Below are 22,361 nucleotides of genomic sequence, written 5' to 3'. Positions count from 1 at the left end.
CGTGGGAAATCGGCGCTTGCCGTGGTTGCTTTCCCGTTGTGGTCCGTAGCGCCGATTCCCCACGCATCGAGTCCCTCTGCCGCCTCTTTCGTGGGGTGTTCCGGTGCTGTGACAGTTCTGCTTTGGTGGTACCTGTTCGTGTGATGACAGGTGTTCGATTGCCGGTAATCATTGAGTTATGACCGAACACGCGCTCTGGCAGTCTGATGCGGTGGCCATCGCCGACCGCATCGGCTCCCTGTTCGCGTCCATCCGGTCCGCCGAAGCCGAACTCGGCGCGCTGCTGGTCGAGATCGAGCAGCGCGGGGTGCTGGAGCTGTTCGGCTACCGATCGGTTCCCCGGTTGCTGGAGCACCTCGCGGATGTCCCGAAATCCTCCGCTGAGCGGATGGTGAAGCGGGCGCGGGCGGTCAACCCCGGCCTGAGCCTGGATGGCACCCCGATCCCGGCGCTGGCGGCCGCCACGGGGGTCGTGGCCCGGTCGGGACAGCTGAGCAACCCGATGATCGACGTGATTGCCGAGGTACTGCAAGATATCCCGCCCGAACATCGGGAGGGGGCTGAGCGGCATCTGCTCACCTTCGCGGGAGAGGCGGGGCATCGGCAGGTCGCCGCCCTCGGCGCCCGGATCCTGGCCCACCTCGACCCCGATGGTGCGGAACCTGATGACACCGAACCCGCCACCCCCACCCGGGAACTCTCCCTGCGACGCAAACGGACCGGGATCTGGGAGATCAACGGCAAGCTGGATGACGAGACCGGTGCCCGCGCCAGCGCCCTGCTGGATTCGCTGGCCCAGCGTCGCCCCGCCGGCGAGGGTCCGGATTTGCGGTCGCCGCAGGAACGCTACGGCGACGCCTTCTCCGACGCCCTCGACCTGGCGTTGAACACCCCGGACCTGCCGATGCAAGCCGGAGACCGCACCCACGTCATGGTCGCGGTCTCCCTGGAAGACCTGAAGACCGGCATCGGCACCGCCCTCCTCGGCGACACCGGAACGATCTCCGCCGCCGAAGCCCGGATCCACGCCTGCGACTGCATGATCATCCCCGCCGTGCTCGGCACCCACAGCGAACCTCTCGACGTGGGGCGCCTGCGGCGCCTGGTCCCCCGAGCCATCCGCCACGCCCTGTACCTGCGGGACCGGGGCTGTGCCTTCCCCGGCTGTCACCGCCCACCTCGGCACTGTCAGGGTCACCACATCCGTCACTGGGCCAATGGTGGTCCGACCGAGCTGGGCAAACTGGTGCTGATGTGCGCCCACCACCACCGGCTGCTGCACCGCTCAGGATGGCAAGTCCGCATCGCCACCGACGGCCTACCCGAATTCCTCCCCCCAGCCTTCCTGGACAAACAGCGAAAACCCCGGCGCAACAACCTCCACCAACCACTGCCCTTCGCGGCATAACCACAGCATGGGACAGGCCCGCAGCCACACGGCTACGGGCCCACACCCACATGCGTCAACGCCAGCCCACCCCTACCGGCAAACCGGCAGCCGACCGGCCACCACCGTCTACTCCCCCGCCGAGGCGAGCAGCTGATCGAAGGGCACGAACTCCGGCCCAGCCGAAACAGCCGGCCGCCCAGCGGCAAGCGCAGCCAGCTCGGCCCCCGCCTTCTCAACCCGACGCTGCAACGCACCCTCCCCGGAGCCCCAGTCCGACGAAGCCGCATACACACCCGTCGCGACCGGATCGGCCTTCAAATACCCGAACAACGGCCGCAGCTGGTAGTCCAGCACCAGCGAGTGCCGTTCCGTCCCGCCCGTCGCCGCGAGCAGGACCGGCTTGCCCACCAAGGACTCCGCGTCCAGCACGTCGAAGAACGACTTGAACAACCCGCTGTAGCCCGCCGTGAACACCGGCGTCACCGCGATCAGCGCGTCCGCGCCGGTCACTGTCTCGATCGCCGTCCGCAGCGCCGGGCTCGGGAAGCTTGTCAGCAGGTTCTTCGTGATGTCCAGCGCGATGTCGCGCAACTCCACCACCGACACCTCGACCGGCGTCCCGGCCGCGGCGACCGTCGCCGCGGCCAGACGATCAGCCAAGAGCCGGGTCGAGGACGGGACCGACAGGCCCGCCGTCACCACCGCCAGTTTCATACCAGAGCCGCCTTCAGCGATTCGTGCGTCGGTGCCTCCGGCACGTGGGCGGGACGCAGCGAGTCGAGTTCCTTGCGCAGCACCGGGATCACCTGCTCGCCCAGCAGGTCCAGCTGCTCCAGCACCGTCTTCAGCGGCAGGCCGGCGTGGTCCATCAGGAACAGCTGGCGCTGGTAGTCGCCGAAGTGCTCGCGGAAGGTCAGTGTCTTGTCGATGACCTCCTGCGGGCTGCCGACGGTCAGCGGCGTCTGGTCGGTGAACTCCTCCAGCGACGGCCCGTGCCCGTACACCGGTGCGTTGTCGAAGTACGGCCGGAACTCGTTCCGCGCGTCCTGGGACTTGGGCCGGATGAACGCCTGGCCACCCAGGCCGACGATCGCCTGGTCCGCCGCCCCGTGGCCGTAGTGCTCGAAGCGCTGACGATAAAACGAAATCAGCTGCTGGAAGTGCGATGTCGGCCAGAAGATGTGGTTCGCGAAGAAGCCGTCGCCGTAGTACGCGGCCTGCTCGGCGATCTCCGGGCTGCGGATGGAACCGTGCCAGACGAACGGCGGCACGCCGTCCAGCGGCCGCGGTGTCGACGTGAAACCCTGCAGCGGGGTGCGGAACTTGCCCTCCCAGTCGACCACGTCCTCGCGCCACAGCTTGCGCAGCAACGCGTAGTTCTCGATGGCCAGCGGGATGCCCTGGCGGATGTCCTGGCCGAACCACGGGTAGACCGGGCCCGTGTTGCCCCGGCCCATCATGAGGTCGACGCGGCCGTCGGCGAGGTGCTGCAGCATCGCGAAGTCCTCGGCGATCTTCACCGGGTCGTTCGTGGTGATCAGCGTCGTCGACGTCGACAGGACGATCTTGGACGTCTGCGCCGCGATGTAGCCCAGCATCGTCGTGGGTGACGAGGGCACGAAGGGCGGGTTGTGGTGCTCGCCGGTCGCGAAGACGTCGAGGCCGACCTCCTCCGCCTTGAGGGCGATGCGGACCATCGCCTTGATCCGCTCGTGCTCCGTCGGCGTGGTTCCGTTCGTGGGATCGGTCGTGACGTCGCCCACCGTGAAGATTCCGAACTGCATGACCTGCTCCCTTCGCGAGCACCATCTTACATGCGCGTTCAACTACTTCCAAGCAAGAGATATTCCGGTCGTCAGGCCCCGGGACGGCACCGGCTAAGGTCAAGGACATGGACGCGGAGCTCGCTCGGCTGGGTTTGGCAGACCGTTCGATACGACTACTCGCCGGTCGCGACATCTGGGCCTCGATCACCCCCTTGCTCGCCCCGCGCCGGAACCTGGTGGCCGCCTTCGGTCACGTCGGTCCCGGCGCGGCTGCACTGCTGCCGTTGCAACCCGGCGACACGCTGATCACGGACGCGAGCTTGGACACCGTGCTGTCCGGGGCGACGAGCCCGCACGCACTGCTGCACTGGGTCAAGGCGGGTGTGATCGTGCACTCGCTGCGGGGGCTGAACGCGAAGCTCGTGATCGCCGAGGACGACCCGTCGTTCGTGGTGGTCGGCTCGGCCGACGTCACCGCCGCCGGCCCGCGGCAGCTGTTCGAGGCTGTCACGGTCTCCCACGAGCGGCAGACCGTCGAGGAGGCCCAGGAGGCCTGGCTCGAGTGGTGCGACCTCGCGGGCCCCTCGCTGACCGCCGGCGACCTCGAGCCGCTGCTGGAGCAGTACGGCGCCGGCAAGCTGGTCACGACCTCGCGCCCGGCCGCCTCCCGGACCGCCGCTCCCGCCCGGCCGGTCGTGACCAGCCGCCCGGCGACGCCGGTCCGGCCCGCGGCCGCGACGCCGCCGCCCTCCCCGGTGCGGGCCGCCACACCTCCGGCCACCCCGGTCCACCCGGCGCAACCCGGCGCGACCACCTCGCCCGCTTCCCCGGCGCAGCCGGGAGTGCCCGCCCTGCCCGCGGAGACCGCCCAGGCGGCCACCGGCGCCGTCGCCCCGGACGAGTCGCCGGAACCGGTTGCGGCCGAGGCCGAAACCACCGGACCCGAAACCACCGTGCCCGAAGCCACCGAGCCCGAAGCCACCGACGTGCCCCGGCCGTCCTGGCCGCGGCCGGCCGAGCTGTACCTCGTCAGCCTCGTCGAAGGCGGCGAACCGAACGCCGAAGCCGCGTACCGGCTCGAAGAGCTGCAGCGCGAATACACCCACCCGGGCGAGAACGGCGAATCACCGTTCCGCGTCGAGCTGCTCTGGGCCGACGATGGCCAGGGCCAGGACCCGCCGCGCACGCTCCGCCAGGGTGTGCACGTGATCCCCGTCTACAGCCAGAAGCAGGGCCGCCCCCTCGTCGGGTCGCGGATCGAGGCCCCCGGTCTCGTCCTGCAGGCGTACATCGACGAGTACGCCTACCCGCGACGCACGTACTGCTACGTCCTGACCCGGCAGTCGGCCGCCAAACCGGCCTTCGGCGACCTCCGGAAGGCCCTCGCCGCGATCGGTGAGAAGCCGAACTTCCGGAACAGCTTCCAGGTCCCGCGGAAGATCGAAGCCCTGCTGGGCCTGTGGCCCGACCTGGGCTACGACCCCCGTTAGGGGCGGCGCACGCCACTCCGGGGACGCCAGCGCGCGGAAACTGTCGGGGTGGGCGGATATCCTGCAGTACGGTGCAGGCCGAGTCCGCACCACCACCAGCACTTTCGCGAGCCACGATCCGGGAGAACGACCCTGTGACTGCCGAGACCTTGTACGGGGCCGACGACCTGACGCATCTCGAGGGTCTCGAAGCCGTCCGCAAACGACCCGGGATGTACATCGGCTCCACCGACAGCCGGGGCATCAACCACCTCTTCTCCGAGGTGGTGGACAACTCCACGGACGAGGGCGTCGCCGGCCACGCGACGAAGGTCGTCGTCACGCTGCACGCCGACGGCAGCGTCCAGGTGGACGACGACGGCCGCGGCATCCCGACGGGCACCCACGCCAAGTCCGGTTTGTCCGGCGTCGAGCTGGTGCTGACGCGCCTGCACGCCGGCGGCAAGTTCGGCGGCTCCGGCTACAAGACCTCCGGCGGCCTGCACGGCGTCGGCGCTTCGGCGGTCAACGCGCTGTCGCACCGCTTCGACGTCACGGTGAAGCAGGACGGCAAGGTCCACCAGATGTCGTTCAAGCACGGCATCCCGGGCACCTTCGACGGGCCGGGCCCGAAGGCGAAGTTCACCCGCCGGTCCGGGCTGAACATCACCGGCAAGATGAAGCGCGGCGAACGCAGCGGCACGTCGATCCGCTACTGGTACGACGCGCGCTACTTCGAGTCCGGCGCGGCGCTCGACGTGGAGGGCGTGCGGACGAAGCTGCGCAACACCGCGTTCCTCGTCCCGGGCGTCACGTACGTGCTGCGCACCGCGATCGAAGACACGATCAACGAAGAGACCTTCCACTTCCCGCACGGCCTGGTCGACATGGTCGACTTCCTCAGCCCGTCGGGCGAGAAGCCGGTCTGCGGCACGCTGCTGATCACCGGCGAAGGCACGTACAAGGAGAACGCGGCCGACGCCGCCGGGGTCATGCAGTCCAATGTGGAGCGTCACGCCGAGGTCGAGGTGGCGCTGCGCTGGGGCACCGGCTACGAGCGCACGGTCGAGTGCTTCACCAACACGATCCGCAACGTCCACGGCGGCACCCACCGCCGCGGCTTCGACCGCGCGATGGCGAAGGCCTTGCAGGACGCGATCTCCAAGACCCGCGGGCTGCTCAAGCCCAAGGAGGACATGCCGACGATCGAGGACGTCCTCGAGGGCATGACCGCCGTGATCCACGTCCGGCTGCCGGAGCCGCAGTTCACGTCGCAGACCAAGGACGAGCTGTCCACCGCCGGGATCACCCGCGTCCTCCAGGCCATCGTCGACAAGCACGTCAAGGCCTGGACCGAGGACCGCAAGACCAAGTCCGAGGCCAAGGTCGTGCTGCAGAAGGTGGTCGACGCCTCGCGCGTCCGGCTCACCCAGAAGCAGCAGAAGGACGCCGCCCGGCGCAAGACCGCGCTGGAAGGCGCGGCGATGCCGCCGAAGCTGGTCGACTGCCGCACCACCGGCGTCTCCCGCAGCGAACTGTTCCTGGTCGAGGGTGACAGCGCGCTGGGGTCGGCGCGGATGGCGCGCGTGTCCGAGTACCAAGCGCTGCTGCCGCTGCGAGGCAAGATCCTGAACGTGCAGAAGGCCTCGCTGGGCGACACGCTGAAGAACGCCGAGATCGCGTCGATCGTCCAGGTCCTGGGCGCGGGCACCGGGCGCACGTTCGACCTGTCGACCATGCGCTACGGCCGGGTGATCCTGATGGCCGACGCCGATGTCGACGGCTCGCACATCCGCACGCTGCTGATCACGCTGTTCGCGAAGTACATGCGCCCGGTGATCGAAGACGGCCGGCTGTACGCGGCGATGCCGCCGCTGCACAAGCTCGTCACGAAGGGCCGCAACCCGGAGACGCACTTCACCTTCACCCAGCGCGAGATGGAGCAGAAGTTCGCCGAGCTGGAGAAGGCGGGCAAGAGCATCGTCACGCCGGTGCCGCGGTTCAAGGGTCTCGGCGAGATGGACGCCGACGAGCTGTGGGAGACCACGATGAACCCGGCGACGCGTTCGGTGCGCCGCATCACCATGGACGACGCCGAAGCCGCCGAGGGCGCGCTCGAACTGTTGATGGGCGAGAAGGTCGAGCCCCGGCGGAACTGGCTGGTCGCCTCCTCCGACCGGGTCGACCGCGAAGCCATCGACGCCTGAGTTTTTCGTAGCTACCAAGGAGTTCTGCCGTGGCACGCCGCAAGGGCACCACCACCAAGGTCGATCCGAGCGCGTTCGACGCCGCCGGGGCGCAGGTCTTCGAGAACCCGCTGAAGACGGAGATCGAAGACTCCTACCTGGAGTACGCGTACTCGGTCATCCACTCGCGCGCCCTGCCGGACGCGCGGGACGGGCTCAAGCCGGTGCACCGCCGGATCCTGTACTCGATGAACGAGAACGGCTACCGGCCGACGCACGCGTACGTGAAGTCGTCGCGCGTGGTCGGTGACGTGATGGGCAAGTACCACCCGCACGGCGACGTCGCGATCTACGACGCGATGGTGCGGCTGGCGCAGGACTTCTCGCTGAACGTCCCGCTGATCGACGGCCACGGCAACTTCGGCTCGCCCGACGACGGCCCGGCGGCCTCGCGGTACACCGAAGCGCGCATGTCGCCCGAGGCGATGCAGCTGGTCGGCGAGCTGGGCGAGGACACCGTCGACTTCCGGCCGAACTACGACGGCTCGCTCGAGGAGCCGTCCGTGCTGCCGGCGGCGTTCCCGAACCTGCTGGTCAACGGCACGTCCGGGATCGCGGTCGGGATGGCGACCAACATGATCCCGCACAACCTCGGCGAGGTCATCGCCGCGGCGCGGTGGCTGATCACGCACCCGTCCGCGACGCTCGACAAGCTGATGGAGTTCGTGCCCGGCCCCGACCTGCCGACCGGCGGCAAGCTGCTGGGCCTCGACGAGGTCCGCCGCGCCTACGAAACCGGCCGCGGCGTGGTCCGGATGCGCGCGAGCGTCGAGACCGGGCCGCTGGAGGGCAGCCGCGGGCGGCAGGCGATCACCGTCACCGAGCTGCCCTACGGCGTCGGCCCGGAGAAGGTGATCGAGAAGATCACCGACGAGGTCAACAAGTCCAAGCGGCTCACCGGCATCGCCGACGTCAAGGACCTCACCGACCGCGAGAACGGCACGCGGCTGGTCATCGAGTGCAAGGTCGGCGTCAACCCGCAGGCACTGCTGGCCGACCTGTACCGGCTCACGCCGCTGGAACAGTCGTTCGGCATCAACAACCTGGTCCTCGTCGACGGCCAGCCGCAGACATTGGGCCTGAAGGAACTCCTCGAGGTCTTCCTCCGGCACCGCTACGACGTCGTCACGCGGCGGACGAAGTACCGCCGTCGCAAGCGGGAAGAGCGCCTGCACCTCGTCGACGGCTTGCTGATCGCGCTGCTGAACATCGACAAGGTGATCAGGCTCATCCGCGAGAGCGAGAACGCGCAGGCCGCGAAGGACGGCCTGATGACGCGATTCAAGCTGTCGGAGATCCAGGCGACGTACATCCTGGACACGCCGCTGCGCCGGCTGACCAAGTACGACCGCCTCGAACTGGAGTCGGAGCAGGAGCGGCTGCGCGAGGAGATCGCGGAGCTGTCCAAGATCCTCGACGACGAGTCGGTGCTGAAGAAGCTCGTCTCGGCCGAGCTGGCGAAGGTCGCGAAGGACTTCACGACCGAGCGCCGCACCGCGCTGATCGACGGCGACCTGAAGGAGGTCCTGGCCGCGTCGAAGCCGTCCGGGCCCCTGGAGGTCACGGACGACCCGTGCCAGGTGATCCTCTCGGCGACCGGGCTGGTGGCCCGCACCGCGGCCGAGTCCGAGGAAGCGACAGAGACGCGCCGGCGCAACGGCCGCGTGAAGCACGACGCGGTGGCGGCACTGGTCCACACAACCGCGCGCGGACAGGTGCTGCTGGTGACCAGCCGCGGCCGGGCGTTCAAGACGGACGTGCTGCCGCTGCCGGTGCTGCCCGAGCAGGCCGGCACGGTCTCGCTGCGCGGCGGCATGGCGGCGAAGGAACTGGTGCCGCTGGAGAAGGGCGAGACGGTCGTCGGGATCGCGCCGCTGGGCGAGCAGGCGGCGGGTTCGCCGGGTCTGGCGCTCGGCACCCGGGCGGGCGTCGTGAAGATCTGTTCACCGGAGTGGCCGGTCCGCTCGGACGAGTTCGAGGTGATCAGCCTCAAGGACGGCGACGAGGTCGTCGGCGCGACGTGGCTGACGGACGGCTCGGAGACGCTGGCGTTCGTGTCGTCGGAGGCATCGCTGCTGAAGTACGCGGCGTCCCTGGTCCGTCCGCAGGGCCTCAAGGGCGGCGGCATGGCGGGCATGAACGTGGGCGCGGGCGCGGTGGTGTTCTTCGGCGCGGTCCGCACGGACGACGACGAGCACGGCGAGCCGATGGTGATCACCGCGACGGGCCAGAGCGTGAAGGTGACGCCGTTCAGCGAGTACCCGGCCAAGGGCCGCGCGACGGGCGGCGTCCGCGCCCAGCGGTTCCTCAAGGGCGAGACAGCGCTGCGAGTGGCGTGGATCGGCCCACGCCCGGCGGCCGCGGCACGCAACGGCGACCCGGTGGAGCTGCCGGAGATCGACGTCCGCCGCGACGGCTCCGGCCACGCCCACCCGGGCCCGGACGTGGTCGGTCACCTCATCGAACGCGACTGACGTCGTGAGTGTTCAGGCGGGTTGGAACCCGCCTGAACACTCACGACCTGCTAGGCCACCTTGAACGACTGAGCGGCGCTGCCGCTGCAGGCCGCCTGGACCAGCTGGACGCTGTCCGCGGTGGACGAGCCCGGCACGGTCAGGCACTTGCCGCTGTGGCGGGCGACGAAGTGGTAGTAGCCGCCGCCCTCGGACACCGGCTGCCACTGCTGGTTGCCACCGCCGCTGTAGGACCACAGCTGCAGGCCGGCGTTATCCACGGTCGAGACGTCGGTGACGTCGATGACCTCGGCCGCGTTCGTCCGGTTGTTGATCCGGTCGTAGCCGCCGCTCGTCGGGGCGAACTGGTACTGCTGGGCCGTGGTGCCGTTGCAGGTGTACTGCTGGATCACCGTGCCGTTGGCGCTGCCGGCCGCGCGGGCGTCGACGCACTTGCCGGACGCCTTGTTCGTCACCGCGTACCAGGCGTTGGGGTCGATCGTGCCCGGGTCGGTCGGCCCGGTCGAGCCGCCGCCGAGCCACTTCAGGCCGTCGAGCACGAACCGGTTCTGGTCGGCGCTCTCGAACGTCGACGACAGCGCCGTGTTCGTCTCGTAGTTCATCGCGTTGTGGCCGAAGTTCGCGTAGAGCATCTTGTAGTTCTTGTTCGTCCACGCGATCGGGTAGTAGCCGCTGTACCAGGTCTGGTTCGGGTCGGTACCGATCGGGAAGGTGCCCTGGTCCATCGACGCCAGGACGGTGATGTTGCTGTTCTGGCGCAGGTCGTTCTGCCAGGCGTACCACTCGGACGTCGACGACCGGATGGTCGCCGGCAGGTTCGCCGTCGACGGGTGCGTGCGGTTCTCGATCCGCAGCGTCTCCGGGGTCGGGCCCCAGGTGTTCGACGTGAACCGGCCGGTGCCGAGGAAGTCGTTGTGGAACCAGTTCGCGTACGACGGCGTCGAGCTGTCGTTGTAGGCCGTGACGTGGAAGCCGAAGAACCCGCCGCCGGCCTGCATGTAGTTCTGGAAGCCCTGGAACTGCGCGGCCGACTGCGGCTGGTCGTCGAAGAACATCACGACGTCGGCCGTGGCCTTGGTGAGACTCGTGAGCCGGTTCCAGTCGGTCGTCGACGAGTAGGTGTAGCCGTTGGCCGCCGCCTGCTGCGCGAACCAGACGTTGGCTTCCTTCTCGAAGCTGATGTGTGCGGCGTCGTAGGTGCCGCTGTAGAAGGCCAGCACCTTGAACGGTGTCGCGGCCTGCACGGGCGGAGCGCCCAGGCTCAACCCGAGGCAGGCGGCGAAGAACGCCAGGACCCGGATCAGGGGACGGCGGGATCTCATGGGCGGACCTTTCCGGTGGGGGACGGGGTTCACCAGGGGCGGTGCGGGTACCGCAGGCCGTAGCCGAACGGGAACAGCGCGGGTTTGCCGTCGCCGGCGTTGATCGGCTGCTGGTCGGCGCTGCGCATCCAGGTCACCGGCAGCTTGCCGGTCGGGTTGTAGTCGCCGAAGAGGACGTCGGCCACGCCTTGCCCTTCACCGCCTGGCAGCCAGGACTCGACGAGCCCGGCCCAGTCCGGCAGCTGCGCCGCGATGTCGAGGGGGCGTCCGGACACCAGCACGACCACCGTCGGCACGCCGGAGTCCTTCAGTTTTCGCAGGGTGGCGAGGTCGGTGGCGTCCAGTCCCATCCCTTGTGGACGGTCGCCCTTGCCTTCGGCGTACGGCGTCTCCCCCACGACCGCGACGGCGACGTCGTAGCTCTTGTCGATCCCCGTGCCGTCCTTGGCGTAAGTCACCGTCGAGGACTTCTGCCGCATGCCCTGCAGGATGGTGGTGCCCGGGATGACCGGCCCGCTGGTGCCCTGCCAGCCGACCGTCCAGCCGCCGGACTGGTTCCCGAGGTCGTCGGCGCTCTTGCCCGCCACGAAGATCTTGCCGCGCTTCGAAAGCGGGAGGACGCGGCCCTCGTTCTTCAGCAGGACCTGGGATTCCCGCACGGCCTGGCGCGCGAGGTCGCGGTGGGGCCTGCTGCCGATGGTGTTCAGGAACCGCCGGTCGGTCAGCGGGTGCTCGAACAGGCCGAGCTCGAACTTCTTGGTGACGATGCGGCGGTTGGCGTCGTCGATCCGGGCCATCGGCACGCGCCCTTGCTCCACCAGCGACCGCAGCGTGTCGATGAACTTCTGCCACTCGTAGGGCACCATCACCATGTCGATGCCGGCGTTGACGGCGGCCTCGACCTCTTCCGGGGTGAAACCGGACTTGCCGTCGATCTTGTCGACGCCGTTGTAGTCCGAGACGACGATCCCGGTGAAGCCGAGCTCCTTCTTGAGGACCTCGTTGATCAGGTACGAGTTCGCGTGCATCTTCACGCTGTTCCAGCTGCTGTAGGAGATCATCACCGAGCCGACCCCGCGCCGGACGGCGGCCTCGAACGGCGGCAGGTGGATCGCCCGCAGCTCCTGCTCGCCGATCTCGGTGTTGCCTTCGTTGACGCCGCCGGTGGTGCCGCCGTCGCCGACGTAGTGCTTGGCGGTGGCCATGACCGAGCCGGGCCGGTCCAGCGCCGTTCCTTGCAGCCCGGTGATGATCGACGTCATCTGCGTGGCGAGCTGCGGGACCTCGCCGAAGGACTCGTAGGTCCGGCCCCAGCGGTCGTTGCGGGCGACGCACAGGCAGGGCGCGAAGTCCCAGTCGATCCCGGTGCCCGAAACCTCTTCGGCGGTGGCGCGGCCGATCTTCTCGACCAGCCGCGGGTCGCGTGACGCGCCGAGGCCGATGTTGTGCGGGAAGACGGTGGCGCCGTAGAGGCCGTTGTGGCCGTGGACGGCGTCGACACCGTAGATCAGCGGGATGCCGAGCGGCGTGGCGAGCGCGGCTTTCTGGAAGCCGTCGTACATGTCGGCCCAGGTGACAGGCGTGTTGGGGGTCGGCTGCGAGCTGCCGCCGGAGAGCAGTGAGCCGAGCCGCCCGGTCGTGACATCGGCCGGGCTCTTCACCCCGAGGCGTTCGGCCTGCATCATCTGGCCGAGCTTGTCGTCGAGGGTCATCCGGGACAGCAGATCGGCGACCCGGACCTTGACCGGGCGCCAGGAATCCTTGTACGCCGGGCCGTTCCCGGCGAGCGCGGGCGTTTCCGACGCCAGCAGCAACCCCACGGCCAGCGCGCCGATGCCCAGTCTCCGTCGAAAATTCACGCCTTGAATTAATGCATAGAGTTCACCGGTTGGTCCAGACCTCTGCGCGAACTCGGGTGCCGCTCAGCGGGATTGAGGCTTCCGGTCAGGCTCTGACCTAATTCGCTTCTACGGTGACCGCATGACTCGCGAACACGAAGACCTCCTGGGCCTGCTGGCCGAAGTCCGCAAGCGCTTGCTGATCCCGGCCCGTGACATCTCGGACGCCGACGCGGCCAAGCGCACGACGGTCAGCGAACTGACCCTGGGCGGCTTGATCCGCCACCTGGCGACGGGCGAGCGCCTGTGGCTCCGGATCCTGCGCACGGCCGACGGCTCCCTGCCGGACGGCATGCTGGACACGGACCAGTACGCGATGAGCGAGACGCTGTCGCACTGGCTCGCGGCCTACTCGGAGGCCGCCGCCGCGACGGACGAGTACGTGGCTTCGCTGCCTTCGCTGGACGTGGAGGTGCAGCTGCCGACGACACCGTGGTCGCCCCCGGAACCCCAGTTCTGGTCGGCGCGGCGGATCGTCCTGCACCTGATCCACGAAACGGCCCAGCACGCGGGCCACGCGGACATCATCAGGGAGTCATTGGACGGCGCGAACTCCACGGCCCAGCTGGCCTGACCCCGGCCCCGGCACTGTGGACAACCGAGGCCCACCACCCCGACGGCACCGAGATTTGTCGGTGCCCTCCGGTAGCGTGGAAAACGGGGGCTGCTCAGCGATCCGAGCGCAGCGAAGCCGGGTCGAAGGTCTCCCAGTAGGCGTCCTCGTCCTCCACGCTCGCAGCGGGCGCAGGTTGCGCCGGAGCGGACCCCATCCGCTCGGCCCGCAGCCGCTGGAACTCCTCGACCGTCATGCCCGGGTCGTCGTCCTCGGCCCGCGCCGGCGCCGGGATCCCCGTCATCCGCTCGATCAGGTGAGTCATGTCCTCGCCGAGCAGCAGCGCGACCTTGTTGTAGCCGTCCTGGGTCGCCTCGCGCATGGCCGCCTGGGCGATCTCCACCACCAGCGGGCCCAGGCGGTCGCCGAGGTTCACCGCCGTCGGGGCCAGCCACAGGCGCAGCAGCTTGCCGCGCGCGTCGACCGTCGCCTCGACCTGGCCGTCGATGTCGTGCGCCGTGCCGGAAGCCGACGCGAGGAGTTCGTCCACCTGGGCCATCGCCTCTTCGCGCGCCCGGGCCTGGGCGATCAGCTGACGGGTCGTGATCACCTCGGGTCCCTTCCGTACGAGTAGGTCTCGGCGTCCGGATCGTCGTCCGGAATCGGTTCGTAGCCCAGGGTTTCCAGTTGAGAAGCGTCCACAACGGACGAAAGGGCGTGGTACATGCGGTCGCCCGCGCGCCGGGTCGCGCGCTGCGCGAGTTCGACGATCTGGTCGGCGATCACCGCCGACCCGTGCCGGAGCGCCGACCGGTGGATCGTCACACCGGTCAGCAGGCCGCCCGGCGCCACCTGGACCTCGATGCCGTCGGACGACGCCTTGCCCACCACCGGACCCGAGCGGGCCAGGCGCGCGGAAACCTCCGCGCCCGCCCGTGACGCCTGCTCGGTGATCCGCGAAACCGCCAGATCCGCGTCGAATTCAGCCACAACTCACCCCGTAGGCCGGTAGAAGCCGATGAACGACTGTCCCGCGTTCGTCGTGCGGATCTTGCTGATCTGCACCGGGTCGCCCGCCTCGACCATCTGGCCGTCGCCGATCACCATCGCCACGTGCCCGGACCACACGACGAGGTCGCCGGGCAGCAGCTGGTCGATCGAAGGCACCTCGGCCCCGACCGTCTGCTGCGCCGCCGTCCGCGGCAGCTGCAGCCCCGCGTCCTGGTACGACGTCATCGTCAGCCCGCTGCAGTCGAGGCCGACACCGCGCGCGGTCCCGCCCCAGACGTACGGCACGCCGAGCTGCGACAGGGCGGCGCGCACGGCCTTGGCCGCGGTTTCGTTGGGCGCCATGACCTGCTTGCCGCCGGGCAGGTTGATCGCGACGCCGGAGCCGGGCTGCGGCGGGATCGCGACCGGCAGCCGCGGCTTGTGCACGGTGCCGCCGCCCCCACCTCCGCCGCCGCCTCCGCCGTGAGAACCGCCCGAGCCGCCGCCGGAGTAGCCGCTGTCGCTGTTGAAGGACGACCCGACTTTCGTCGAGGAAGCGGCCGAAGACGCCGACGTCGTCTGCTCGCCGCCGAGCCGGGTGCCGATGTCGGTGAGCTGGTTGATCGTCTGCTCGCTGAACGTCGCGGCCTGGCCGGTCAGCTGACCGATCTTCGTCTGCAGCTTCATCAGGATGTCGCGCGACGCGGCCGCGCGGCTCTCCGGCGGCTGGATGGTCTTCACCGCTTCGAGCGCCTTCATCGACGCCGAAATCTCTTTGATGATCTGGTCGCGGACCTGGTCGTTCTTGATCTCGCCGACGTGCAGCGTCTCGGCCGCCTCGGTGACGGCCTTCTCGATCTCGGCACTCTCGTCGAGGAGGTCCTGGACCTCCTTCTCCAAGCTCTGCGACGTCGCGGTGGCGCGGTCGGTCGTCGAGCCCGAACTGGCGGAAGCGAGGTTGACGCGCTGGCCGGCCGCGTGGTCGCGGGTCCGGCCCACCGACGTCTGCAGCGCGACGTGCGCGTCCCGCGCGCCGGTGATGGCGACGGGGTCGTGCCGCAGCTTCAGCGCGAACTGGTTCGTCGTGTCCAGGCTGTGCCGGACCAGCTGATCGGTGTGCTCGGTCACGCGTCGCCACCGAGCCGCCGCATGACGTCGCCGTGCTCGGCTTCGACGGCCGTGTAGTTGCGGTCGGTCTGCCGGGCGGCTTCACCGACCTGCCGCCAGCCGCCGCCGACGCGGTGCATCTTCTCCTGCAGCGCACGCATCCGGCCGCTGTAGGCGCCGGAGAAGCCGGACTCGCCGCCCATTTCCGAGAAGCCGTGGCCGCCGAGCGTCACGTGCGGGCCGACGTGCCTCTCGGCCGCACCCTTGACGTCTTCACCGAGCGGGTCGACTTCGCGCGCGTAGCGCGTGTACGCGCCGTCGTCGACGTGAAACCCCGAATGCGAACCGTCCACTGGCCCTCCCTGTCACCGAGGGTGCGACGTGCGCGCGGCCCCCCCGGTTCCCCTGCTGCGAGAGTCAGCCTAGTCGACGATCCGTACCCGGGTGGGCGAATTGCCCGGAGTCAGCCGGTGACCTTCTTGAGCCAGTTCGGGTCCTGCCAGGACACGACAGAGCCGTTCGCGGTGACTGTCGGCGTACCGAAACCGCGCTGGCCGCCGCCGAAGTCCTGCGCCAGCTTCGGGTCGTTCTCGATCTGCTGGAACGCGGTGTTCAGCTGCTCGTCGTAGGTGCCGGCGTTGACCGTCTGCGCGAACGCCGGGTCGGTGATCCCGACGTTCTTGCCGAGCTCGATCAGCTGCGTCTTGTCGTAGCCGCGCTTGCCCTCTTCGGGCTGGTTAGCGAACAACGCGTCGTGGAACTGGAGGAACTTGCCCGCGTCGGCGGCAGCCAGCGCCGCGTTCGCCGAGTCGAGCGAGTAGCCCGGCGGGCTCGAGCGCTGGTTGAGCAGCGGCACCATGTGGTAGCGGACCTGCAGCTTGCCGTCGTTGATCGCCTGCTCGATGTCGGTCTTGTACTGCTTCTCGAACTCGCCGCAGATCGGGCAGAGGAAGTCCGCGTAGACGTCGATCGACGCCTTGGCGCCGGTCTTGCCGACGGTGACGACGACGCCGTCACGCTTCTGGGTGACATCGCCCGTCAGCGCGCTCGTCGTCTCGCCGGGGTTGATGATCTGGCCCTTGGTCTTGTTCCGGTCCGCGATCGTCCAGAGCACGCCGCCGATCACGAGCGCGGCCACGACGACCACGGCACCGATGCCGATGATCCACTTCCGCCGGTCGGACGTCCCCCTGGCCTGCGCGACCACCTTCGGACCGGCCTGCGCGGCCTGACGACGCTTCCGAGCGGTCCGCTCAGCTCCACCCACTGTGTATCAGTTCCCTTCCGCGATACCCGAGTAGTCGTGTTCGGGCTCGCCCGAGTTCCCGCGACCTCGCGCCAGCCAGCCGTCGATCGACAGCCAGGTGCGCGGCCGCGCCAGCAGCCACACGGCCAGCAGCGCGAACCCCGTGTCACGGAGGATCTCTTGCGGGTACTCCGTCTGCCCCGCCGCCACCTGGCCGCCGCCGCCGAAGCACCCGCAGTCGATGCTCAGGCCGCGGGCCCACGATTGGGCGATCCCGGCGATGAGCACGAGCAGCAGCACCAGGGCGGCACCGGCGGCCCACCGGGTCGCCAAGCCCGCGAGCAGGAACAGCCCGAGCACGAGTTCGACCAGCGGCAGCGCGATGGCCACCACGTCTTCGAGTGCGTCCGGCAGCACGTCGTACGCCTGCACCGCGATCAGCGTCTGCCCGGGATCCGCCAGCTTCAGCGCACCGGAAACGAGCCAGACGGCCGCCAGCCCGAGCCGGGCGAGCGTGCCGACGGTGTTCAGCACGGGTTGGGACGGTCGCACCACGCACTTAGGCTAACGGGAGGACCTGAGAACTTCGTGAGGCAGGACAGTGGCGGAGGGAGCGGCTGGATGCGGTGGCGCACGCTCCTCGGTTCGGCGTTGCTCCTGGTCACGGTGTCGGCGTGCGGGCCGAGCCACGTCTCGCCCACCGATTCGCTGGTCACCCGGGCGAGTGCCACGGATCACCTGACCATCGGCATCCGGTTCGACGCGCCAGGCCTTTCGGAGCACACCGTGGACGGCCGGTTCGTCGGGTTCGACGTCGATGTCGCCACTTTCGTCGCTTCGGAGCTGGGCGTCCCGGCGAAGGACATCACCTGGCGCGAGACGACGTCGGCGACGCGCGAGACGGACCTCACCTCCGGCGCCGTCGACCTGGTCGTGGCGACGTACTCGATCACCGCCAAGCGCGAGCAGCTCGTGTCGTTCGCCGGGCCGTACTTCACCACCGGCCAGGACCTGCTGGTGCGCCGGACGTCGGCCGACATCAGCGGCCCGGAGGCGCTCAACGGGCGGCGGCTGTGCTCGGTCACCGGCTCGACACCGGCCCAGCAGGTGAAGGACAGGTTCGCCCAAGCCGTCCAGCTGGTCGAATACCCGCGGTACTCCGACTGCGTGACCGCGCTGCTCGCCGGGCAGATCGACGCGGTCACCACGGACGCCGTCATCCTGGCAGGCTATGTCGCGCGCGACCCCGAGCTGCTGAAGCTCGTCGGGAAGCCGTTTTCGAAGGAGAACTACGGCATCGGCCTGCGCAAGGGCGACACCCAGGGTGTGGCCGCGGTCGACGACGCGATCCGGAAGATGATCTCCTCCGGCGAATGGCTGCGCTCGCTCAACGCGAACATCGGCCCGTCCGGTTACCAGCTGCCCCCACCCCCCGAGGTCACCCAGAAGTGAAGCTCCCCGACCTGCCGGTCCGGTCCGTGCTGCCCGATGTCGTCGCCGCGCTCGACGCGCACGGTGCCGCGGTGCTCGTCGCGCCGCCAGGCACGGGGAAGACGACGCTGGTCCCGCTGGCGCTGGCTGAGGCCGGCGATGGCCGCGTCGTGGTCGCCGAGCCGCGGCGGCTGGCGGCGCGGGCCGCGGCGGCGCGGATGGCGGCGATCCTCGGCGAGCCGGTCGGCGAAACCGTCGGGTACGCCGTGCGCGGCGACCGCAAGGTGTCGGCGCGGACCCGGATCGAGGTCGTGACGTCGGGACTGCTGGTGCGGCGCGTCCAGGGCGATCCGGAGCTGCCCGGCGTCTCGACGGTCCTGCTCGACGAATGCCACGAGCGGCACCTGGACGCGGACCTGCTGCTCGCGCTGCTCCTCGACGTCCGCGCCGGGCTGCGCGAGGACCTCCGGCTGCTGGCGACGTCGGCGACAGTCGCGTCCGGGCGGCTCGCGGCCCTGCTCGGCGACGCCCCGGTCGTCACGGCCTCGGCGCGGACCTACCCGGTGACCTTCTCGTACGTCCCGCCGGCTCGCGGCGAGCGCGTCGAAGCCACGGTGGCCCGCGCGACGCGAACGGCACTGTCCGAAGGGGACGGTGACGTACTGGCCTTCCTCCCCGGCGCGGGCGAGATCGCGCGGACGGCCGGACTGTTGCGTTTGTCCGATGTAGACGTTCTACCGCTGCACGGGAGGCTGTCGGCGGCGCACCAGGACGACGCGCTGCGGCCGCGTGACCGGCGCCGGGTGGTGCTGGCGACGGCGGTGGCGGAGTCGAGCCTGACGGTGCCGGGCGTGCGCGCGGTGGTGGATTCGGGGCTGGCCCGCGTGCCGCGCGTGGACCACCGGCGCGGGCTGCCGGGCCTGGCCACGGTGCGCGTGTCGGCGGCGGTGGCCACGCAGCGTTCCGGCCGCGCGGGCCGTGAGGCACCCGGGCGGGCTTACCGTTGCTGGGCCGAACACGAGCAGGCGACGTTGCCGGCGTACCCCGAGCCGGAGATCCGCACGGCCGAGCTGGCCCGGCTGGCCTTGGAGCTGGCGTGCTGGTCGACCCCCGACGGCAGCGGTCTGGCCTGGTGGGACCCGCCGGGCGAGGGCGCGCTGGCGGCGGGACGTGCTTTGCTGGCGACGCTCGGCGCGACGGATGCTTCGGGAACGGTCACCCCGCGCGGACGGCGGATGGCCGAGCTGGGCCTGCACCCACGGCTGGCCCGGGCCCTGCTGGACGGCGCTGCGGAAACCGGCGCCCGGAACGCGGCCGAAGTGGTGGCGCTGCTGGACGCGGGCGGCACGCTGACCGACGTGGAGGCTGAGCTGCGCCGCCTGCGCTCGGCGGGGGACGACGGCGCACGCCGCTGGAAACGCGAAGTGCAACGCCTCGCCAAGCTCGTGGCCGGCGCAGGAAAGCCGGATCCCGCGCTGGTCGTCGCCCTCGCCCATCCCGAACGGCTCGCCCGGCGCCGTCCCGGCGGCGCTCCCGTCTACCTCATGGCCGGGGGCACCGCCGCCGAACTCCCGCCCGGCAGCGGCCTCGACGCCGAATGGCTGGCGATCGCCGAAGCCACCCGCGACCCCGGCCGCGCCCACGGCACCATCCGCCTCGCCGCGGCCGCCGACGAGCGCCTGGCCACCCGCGCCGCACCCGCCCTCCTGTCCGAAGTGGACGAAGTCGCCTGGGACGGCGACGTCGTCGCGCGGCGCGTCCGCAGGCTCGGCGCCATCACCCTGGCCGAGAAGCCTCTGAAGGACGCCGACGTCCGCGACGCCCTCGTGACCGGACTCCGCGAGAACGGCCTCGGCCTCCTGAAGTGGAGCGAGACCGGCACTCGCCTCCGGGAGCGCATGGCGTTCCTCCACCGCGCACTCGGCGAACCGTGGCCGCCGATGGACGACGCCACTCTGCTGTCCAAGGTGGACAGTTGGCTGGATCTCGGGCACGCCCGCCGCAAAGCCGATCTCGCCGCCATCGACGCGGGCACGGCGTTGAAGGCCCTCCTCCCCTGGCCGGACGCCGCCAGGCTGGACGAGCTCGCCCCCGACCGCCTCGAAGTCCCGTCGGGCTCCCGCATCCGCGTCGACTACCGCGGCGACCGGCCGGTGCTGGCCGTGAAGCTCCAGGAAACCTTCGGCTGGACCGAAACCCCGGTGATCGCCGGTGTCTCGGTGGTGCTGCACCTGCTCTCCCCCGCCGGCCGCCCGGCGGCGATCACCGGCGACCTCGGGTCCTTCTGGACCAGCGGCTACCCGGCGGTGCGCGCGGACCTGCGCGGCCGCTACCCGAAGCACCCGTGGCCGGAGGACCCCGCCACCGCCGTCCCGACCCGGCACACCCGCCGCCGCGCCTGAACCCTGCCGAAAGTCGGGGGTGGTCCGCGACCGTCGTCCGATGCCCCCGGTGCCCCGGAAACCGCAGACTCCCGGAGACAGGCGAAACCGGGAGGGAAACCATGATCACGCTTCGAAAACTCACGAAGCGCTACGGGGAGAAGACCGTCGTCGACGCGCTCACCTGCGACGTCGCACCGGGCCAGGTGACCGGGTTCCTCGGCCCCAACGGCGCCGGGAAGTCGACGACGATGCGGATGACCGTCGGGCTCGACCACCCGCAGGACGGCGAAGTCCTGGTCGGCGGGCGGCGCTACGGCGAGCTGCGGCACCCGCTGCGCGAAGTCGGCGCGCTGCTCGACGCGAAGGCCCTGCACCCCGGCCGCAGTGCCGGGAAGCACTTGCTGGCCATGGCGCGCAGCAACGGGATCGCTTCCCGCCGTGTCGAAGAAGTACTCGCGACCGTCGGGCTCTCCGACGTCGCCGGCAAGCGGGCCGGCCAGTTTTCGCTCGGCATGGGCCAGCGGCTGGGCATCGCGGGCGCGCTGCTCGGCGACCCCGGTGTCCTGCTGTTCGACGAGCCGGTCAACGGCCTCGACCCGGACGGCGTCCGCTGGGTGCGGCAGCTGATGCGGTCGCTGGCGGCCGAGGGGCGGACCGTGTTCGTCTCGAGCCACCTGATGAGCGAGATGCAGCTGACCGCCGACCACCTGATCGTCATCGGCAAGGGCAGGCTGCTGGCCGACGCGCCGGTCGCGGAGTTCATCGCGGGCAACTCCCGCACGACGGTGTCAGTGCGCGTCCCGGACGCCGCCGAACGCTCCTCGCTGGACGCGCGGTTGCACGCCGAGGGCGGGCTGACGCACCCGGGCGAGTCGGGCGAGCTGGTGGTGGACGGCCTCGACGTCACCCGCGTCGGGGACCTCGTGCACGAACTCGGGATCCGCGTGCACGGCCTCGCCGAGCGGACGGCGTCGCTCGAACAGGCGTACATGGAACTGACCGCTTCTTCGGTGGAATACGGGGTTTCGGCATGACTGCTTCTGTTGAAAGGCGTGGCGGCTTGTCCGGAGCGGTGGCCGCGGAGTGGACGAAGTTCTGGTCGGTCCGGGCAACGTGGTGGTGCCTGGCCACGGGGGCCGCGCTGATGCTGGGCTACGGCACGCTGTCGGGCATCGCCCAGCGCTACGGCGACCGGCCGGAAGGCGCACACACGATCGCCCTCGGCGGCGGCTTCTACCTGACGCAGTTCGCGGTGATCGCGCTGGCGACGCTGTTCGTGACGAGCGAGTACGCCGGCGGCGGCATCCGTTCGACACTGCTGTGGACACCGGTGCGGTCCCGGGTCGTCGTGGCGAAGGCAGCGGTGCTGCTGCCGGTGCTGTTCGCGTACGGAGTGCTGCTGGCGTGCGCCGGAATGGCACTGGCGGGCGCGGTGAAGGACGGCCACGGCCTGCCGACGTCTCTGGAGGCGGGCTTCACGACGGCGTCCGGCATGGGCGGGTACTTCGCCCTGCTGGGACTGTTGTGCACGGGAACCGGCTGGGCGCTGCGCAGCGCGGCCGGGACGCTGGTGTCGGTGATCGTGCTGCTGGTGCCGCTGCCGCTGATTGTGGCGTCGCTGGGGTTGCCCGAGGCGGTGCCGTACTTCCCGGGGATCGCCGGGGTCAACGCGATGGTCGAGACCGGGCAACCCAACCCGATCACGATGACACCCGCGCCCTACGCGCCTTGGGTGGGGCTGGCGATCTGCGCGGCCTGGGCCGCGGCGGCTCTGCTGGCGGGAACGGCGGTCCTGCGTCGCCGCGACGCCTGACACCGAAAACTCCCCCGCCCTCGGCGGTTTCTAGGAGTCGTTGCAACACTGCTGCTGGTTGTGGGTGGTGGTGAGTAACTGTGTCATGCGTTCGGCTGGGGTGTCCCAGTCGAGGGTCATTCTGGGTCGGTCGTTGAGCTCGGCCGCGACGGTGTCGAGGTGCTCTGCGGTGTGGTTGGCGAGGTCGGTGCCTTTGGGGAAGTACTGGCGCAGCAGGCCGTTGGTGTTCTCGTTGCTCCCGCGTTGCCAGGGGGCGTGCGGGTCGCAGAAGC

Annotated in this window: 20 protein-coding genes; 9 read left to right on the top strand and 11 right to left on the bottom strand. The window is 70.1% G+C overall.

Annotation, left to right across the window (positions count from 1 at the left end; genetic code table 11):
* Nucleotides 1-178 precede the first annotated feature (178 nt).
* On the top strand, nt 179-1,408 hold the full coding sequence (locus CF165_RS25310; RefSeq protein ID WP_093950059.1) for an HNH endonuclease signature motif containing protein: 1,230 nt from the start codon (nt 179-181) through the stop codon (nt 1,406-1,408).
* A gap of 108 nt (nt 1,409-1,516) precedes the next feature.
* Here CF165_RS25310 and CF165_RS25305 read toward each other — a convergent pair whose 3' ends face one another.
* Both CF165_RS25305 and CF165_RS25300 read right to left on the bottom strand, forming a co-directional pair.
* Entirely contained in the window at nt 1,517-2,104 is a 588-nt protein-coding gene (locus CF165_RS25305; protein WP_093950058.1) for a CE1759 family FMN reductase, read from the bottom strand.
* Complete coding sequence (locus CF165_RS25300) at nt 2,101-3,174, bottom strand: LLM class flavin-dependent oxidoreductase (RefSeq protein WP_093950057.1); 1,074 nt, start codon at nt 3,172-3,174, stop codon at nt 2,101-2,103. Before CF165_RS25300 ends, CF165_RS25305 begins: the two co-directional genes overlap by 4 nt.
* A gap of 107 nt (nt 3,175-3,281) precedes the next feature.
* Between CF165_RS25300 and CF165_RS25295 the strand changes: the two genes are divergently transcribed.
* From CF165_RS25295 to CF165_RS25285, 3 genes are all read left to right on the top strand, one after another.
* Nucleotides 3,282-4,646 (top strand): phospholipase D-like domain-containing protein, encoded by a 1,365-nt coding sequence (locus CF165_RS25295; RefSeq protein ID WP_093950056.1) that lies wholly within the window; start codon nt 3,282-3,284, stop codon nt 4,644-4,646.
* Nucleotides 4,647-4,780: 134 nt separating this feature from the next.
* The gene (locus CF165_RS25290; protein ID WP_093950055.1) at nt 4,781-6,832 is read left to right on the top strand and encodes a DNA gyrase/topoisomerase IV subunit B; all 2,052 of its coding nucleotides are present in this window, start codon (nt 4,781-4,783) and stop codon (nt 6,830-6,832) included.
* Nucleotides 6,833-6,861: 29 nt separating this feature from the next.
* Nucleotides 6,862-9,345 carry a DNA gyrase/topoisomerase IV subunit A gene (locus CF165_RS25285; protein ID WP_093950054.1) on the top strand — a complete coding sequence of 828 codons (2,484 nt, stop codon included), beginning with the start codon at nt 6,862-6,864 and terminating at the stop codon, nt 9,343-9,345.
* 50 nt (nt 9,346-9,395) lie between these two features.
* Here CF165_RS25285 and CF165_RS25280 read toward each other — a convergent pair whose 3' ends face one another.
* Together CF165_RS25280 and CF165_RS25275 are read right to left on the bottom strand one after the other, a co-directional pair.
* The gene (locus CF165_RS25280) at nt 9,396-10,667 is read right to left on the bottom strand and encodes an RICIN domain-containing protein (protein WP_093950053.1); all 1,272 of its coding nucleotides are present in this window, start codon (nt 10,665-10,667) and stop codon (nt 9,396-9,398) included.
* A 29-nt stretch (nt 10,668-10,696) separates the two neighbouring features.
* Nucleotides 10,697-12,526, bottom strand: coding sequence for a glycoside hydrolase family 3 protein (locus CF165_RS25275; protein ID WP_093950052.1), 1,830 nt, complete (start codon nt 12,524-12,526; stop codon nt 10,697-10,699).
* 121 nt (nt 12,527-12,647) lie between these two features.
* On the opposite strand from CF165_RS25275, the gene CF165_RS25270 reads away from it, so the two are divergent.
* Nucleotides 12,648-13,139, top strand: coding sequence for a mycothiol transferase (locus tag CF165_RS25270; RefSeq protein WP_093950051.1), 492 nt, complete (start codon nt 12,648-12,650; stop codon nt 13,137-13,139).
* Between the two features lie 94 nt (nt 13,140-13,233).
* Here CF165_RS25270 and CF165_RS25265 read toward each other — a convergent pair whose 3' ends face one another.
* The 6 genes from CF165_RS25265 to CF165_RS25240 form a co-directional block, all read right to left on the bottom strand.
* On the bottom strand, nt 13,234-13,728 hold the full coding sequence (locus tag CF165_RS25265) for a YbaB/EbfC family nucleoid-associated protein (RefSeq protein ID WP_093950050.1): 495 nt from the start codon (nt 13,726-13,728) through the stop codon (nt 13,234-13,236).
* Nucleotides 13,725-14,108 carry a hypothetical protein gene (locus CF165_RS25260; protein WP_093950049.1) on the bottom strand — a complete coding sequence of 128 codons (384 nt, stop codon included), beginning with the start codon at nt 14,106-14,108 and terminating at the stop codon, nt 13,725-13,727. The genes CF165_RS25265 and CF165_RS25260 overlap by 4 nt, the downstream gene beginning before the upstream one ends.
* A 3-nt stretch (nt 14,109-14,111) precedes the next feature.
* Entirely contained in the window at nt 14,112-15,236 is a 1,125-nt protein-coding gene (locus CF165_RS25255; protein WP_093950048.1) for a C40 family peptidase, read from the bottom strand.
* Nucleotides 15,233-15,568 carry a hypothetical protein gene (locus tag CF165_RS25250; protein ID WP_093950047.1) on the bottom strand — a complete coding sequence of 112 codons (336 nt, stop codon included), beginning with the start codon at nt 15,566-15,568 and terminating at the stop codon, nt 15,233-15,235. The genes CF165_RS25255 and CF165_RS25250 overlap by 4 nt, the downstream gene beginning before the upstream one ends.
* 110 nt (nt 15,569-15,678) lie before the next feature.
* Entirely contained in the window at nt 15,679-16,422 is a 744-nt protein-coding gene (locus CF165_RS25245; protein WP_093950046.1) for a DsbA family protein, read from the bottom strand.
* A 66-nt stretch (nt 16,423-16,488) separates the two neighbouring features.
* On the bottom strand, nt 16,489-16,995 hold the full coding sequence (locus tag CF165_RS25240; RefSeq protein WP_093950045.1) for a MauE/DoxX family redox-associated membrane protein: 507 nt from the start codon (nt 16,993-16,995) through the stop codon (nt 16,489-16,491).
* Nucleotides 16,996-17,082: 87 nt separating this feature from the next.
* On the opposite strand from CF165_RS25240, the gene CF165_RS25235 reads away from it, so the two are divergent.
* The 4 genes from CF165_RS25235 (at nt 17,083) to CF165_RS25220 (ending at nt 22,089) form a co-directional block, all read left to right on the top strand.
* A complete protein-coding gene (locus CF165_RS25235; protein ID WP_093950044.1) occupies nt 17,083-17,913 on the top strand; it encodes a glutamate ABC transporter substrate-binding protein in 831 nt (276 codons plus the stop codon).
* Nucleotides 17,910-20,294 (top strand): ATP-dependent helicase HrpB, encoded by a 2,385-nt coding sequence (hrpB, locus tag CF165_RS25230; protein WP_093950043.1) that lies wholly within the window; start codon nt 17,910-17,912, stop codon nt 20,292-20,294. Before CF165_RS25235 ends, hrpB begins: the two co-directional genes overlap by 4 nt.
* 101 nt (nt 20,295-20,395) lie before the next feature.
* Nucleotides 20,396-21,310 (top strand): ATP-binding cassette domain-containing protein, encoded by a 915-nt coding sequence (locus CF165_RS25225; RefSeq protein WP_093950042.1) that lies wholly within the window; start codon nt 20,396-20,398, stop codon nt 21,308-21,310.
* Nucleotides 21,307-22,089, top strand: coding sequence for an ABC transporter permease (locus CF165_RS25220; protein WP_093950041.1), 783 nt, complete (start codon nt 21,307-21,309; stop codon nt 22,087-22,089). Before CF165_RS25225 ends, CF165_RS25220 begins: the two co-directional genes overlap by 4 nt.
* A 30-nt stretch (nt 22,090-22,119) precedes the next feature.
* Here CF165_RS25220 and CF165_RS25215 read toward each other — a convergent pair.
* Nucleotides 22,120-22,361, bottom strand: a 242-nt coding sequence (locus tag CF165_RS25215; protein ID WP_143268655.1) for an IS30 family transposase, incomplete at its 5' end; no start/stop codon positions are given.

The organism is Amycolatopsis vastitatis (assembly GCF_002234595.1).
Lineage (GTDB): Bacteria > Actinomycetota > Actinomycetes > Mycobacteriales > Pseudonocardiaceae > Amycolatopsis > Amycolatopsis vastitatis.
Note: the sequence above shows the minus strand (reverse complement) of the source record. Positions and strands in the feature narration are given on the sequence as shown.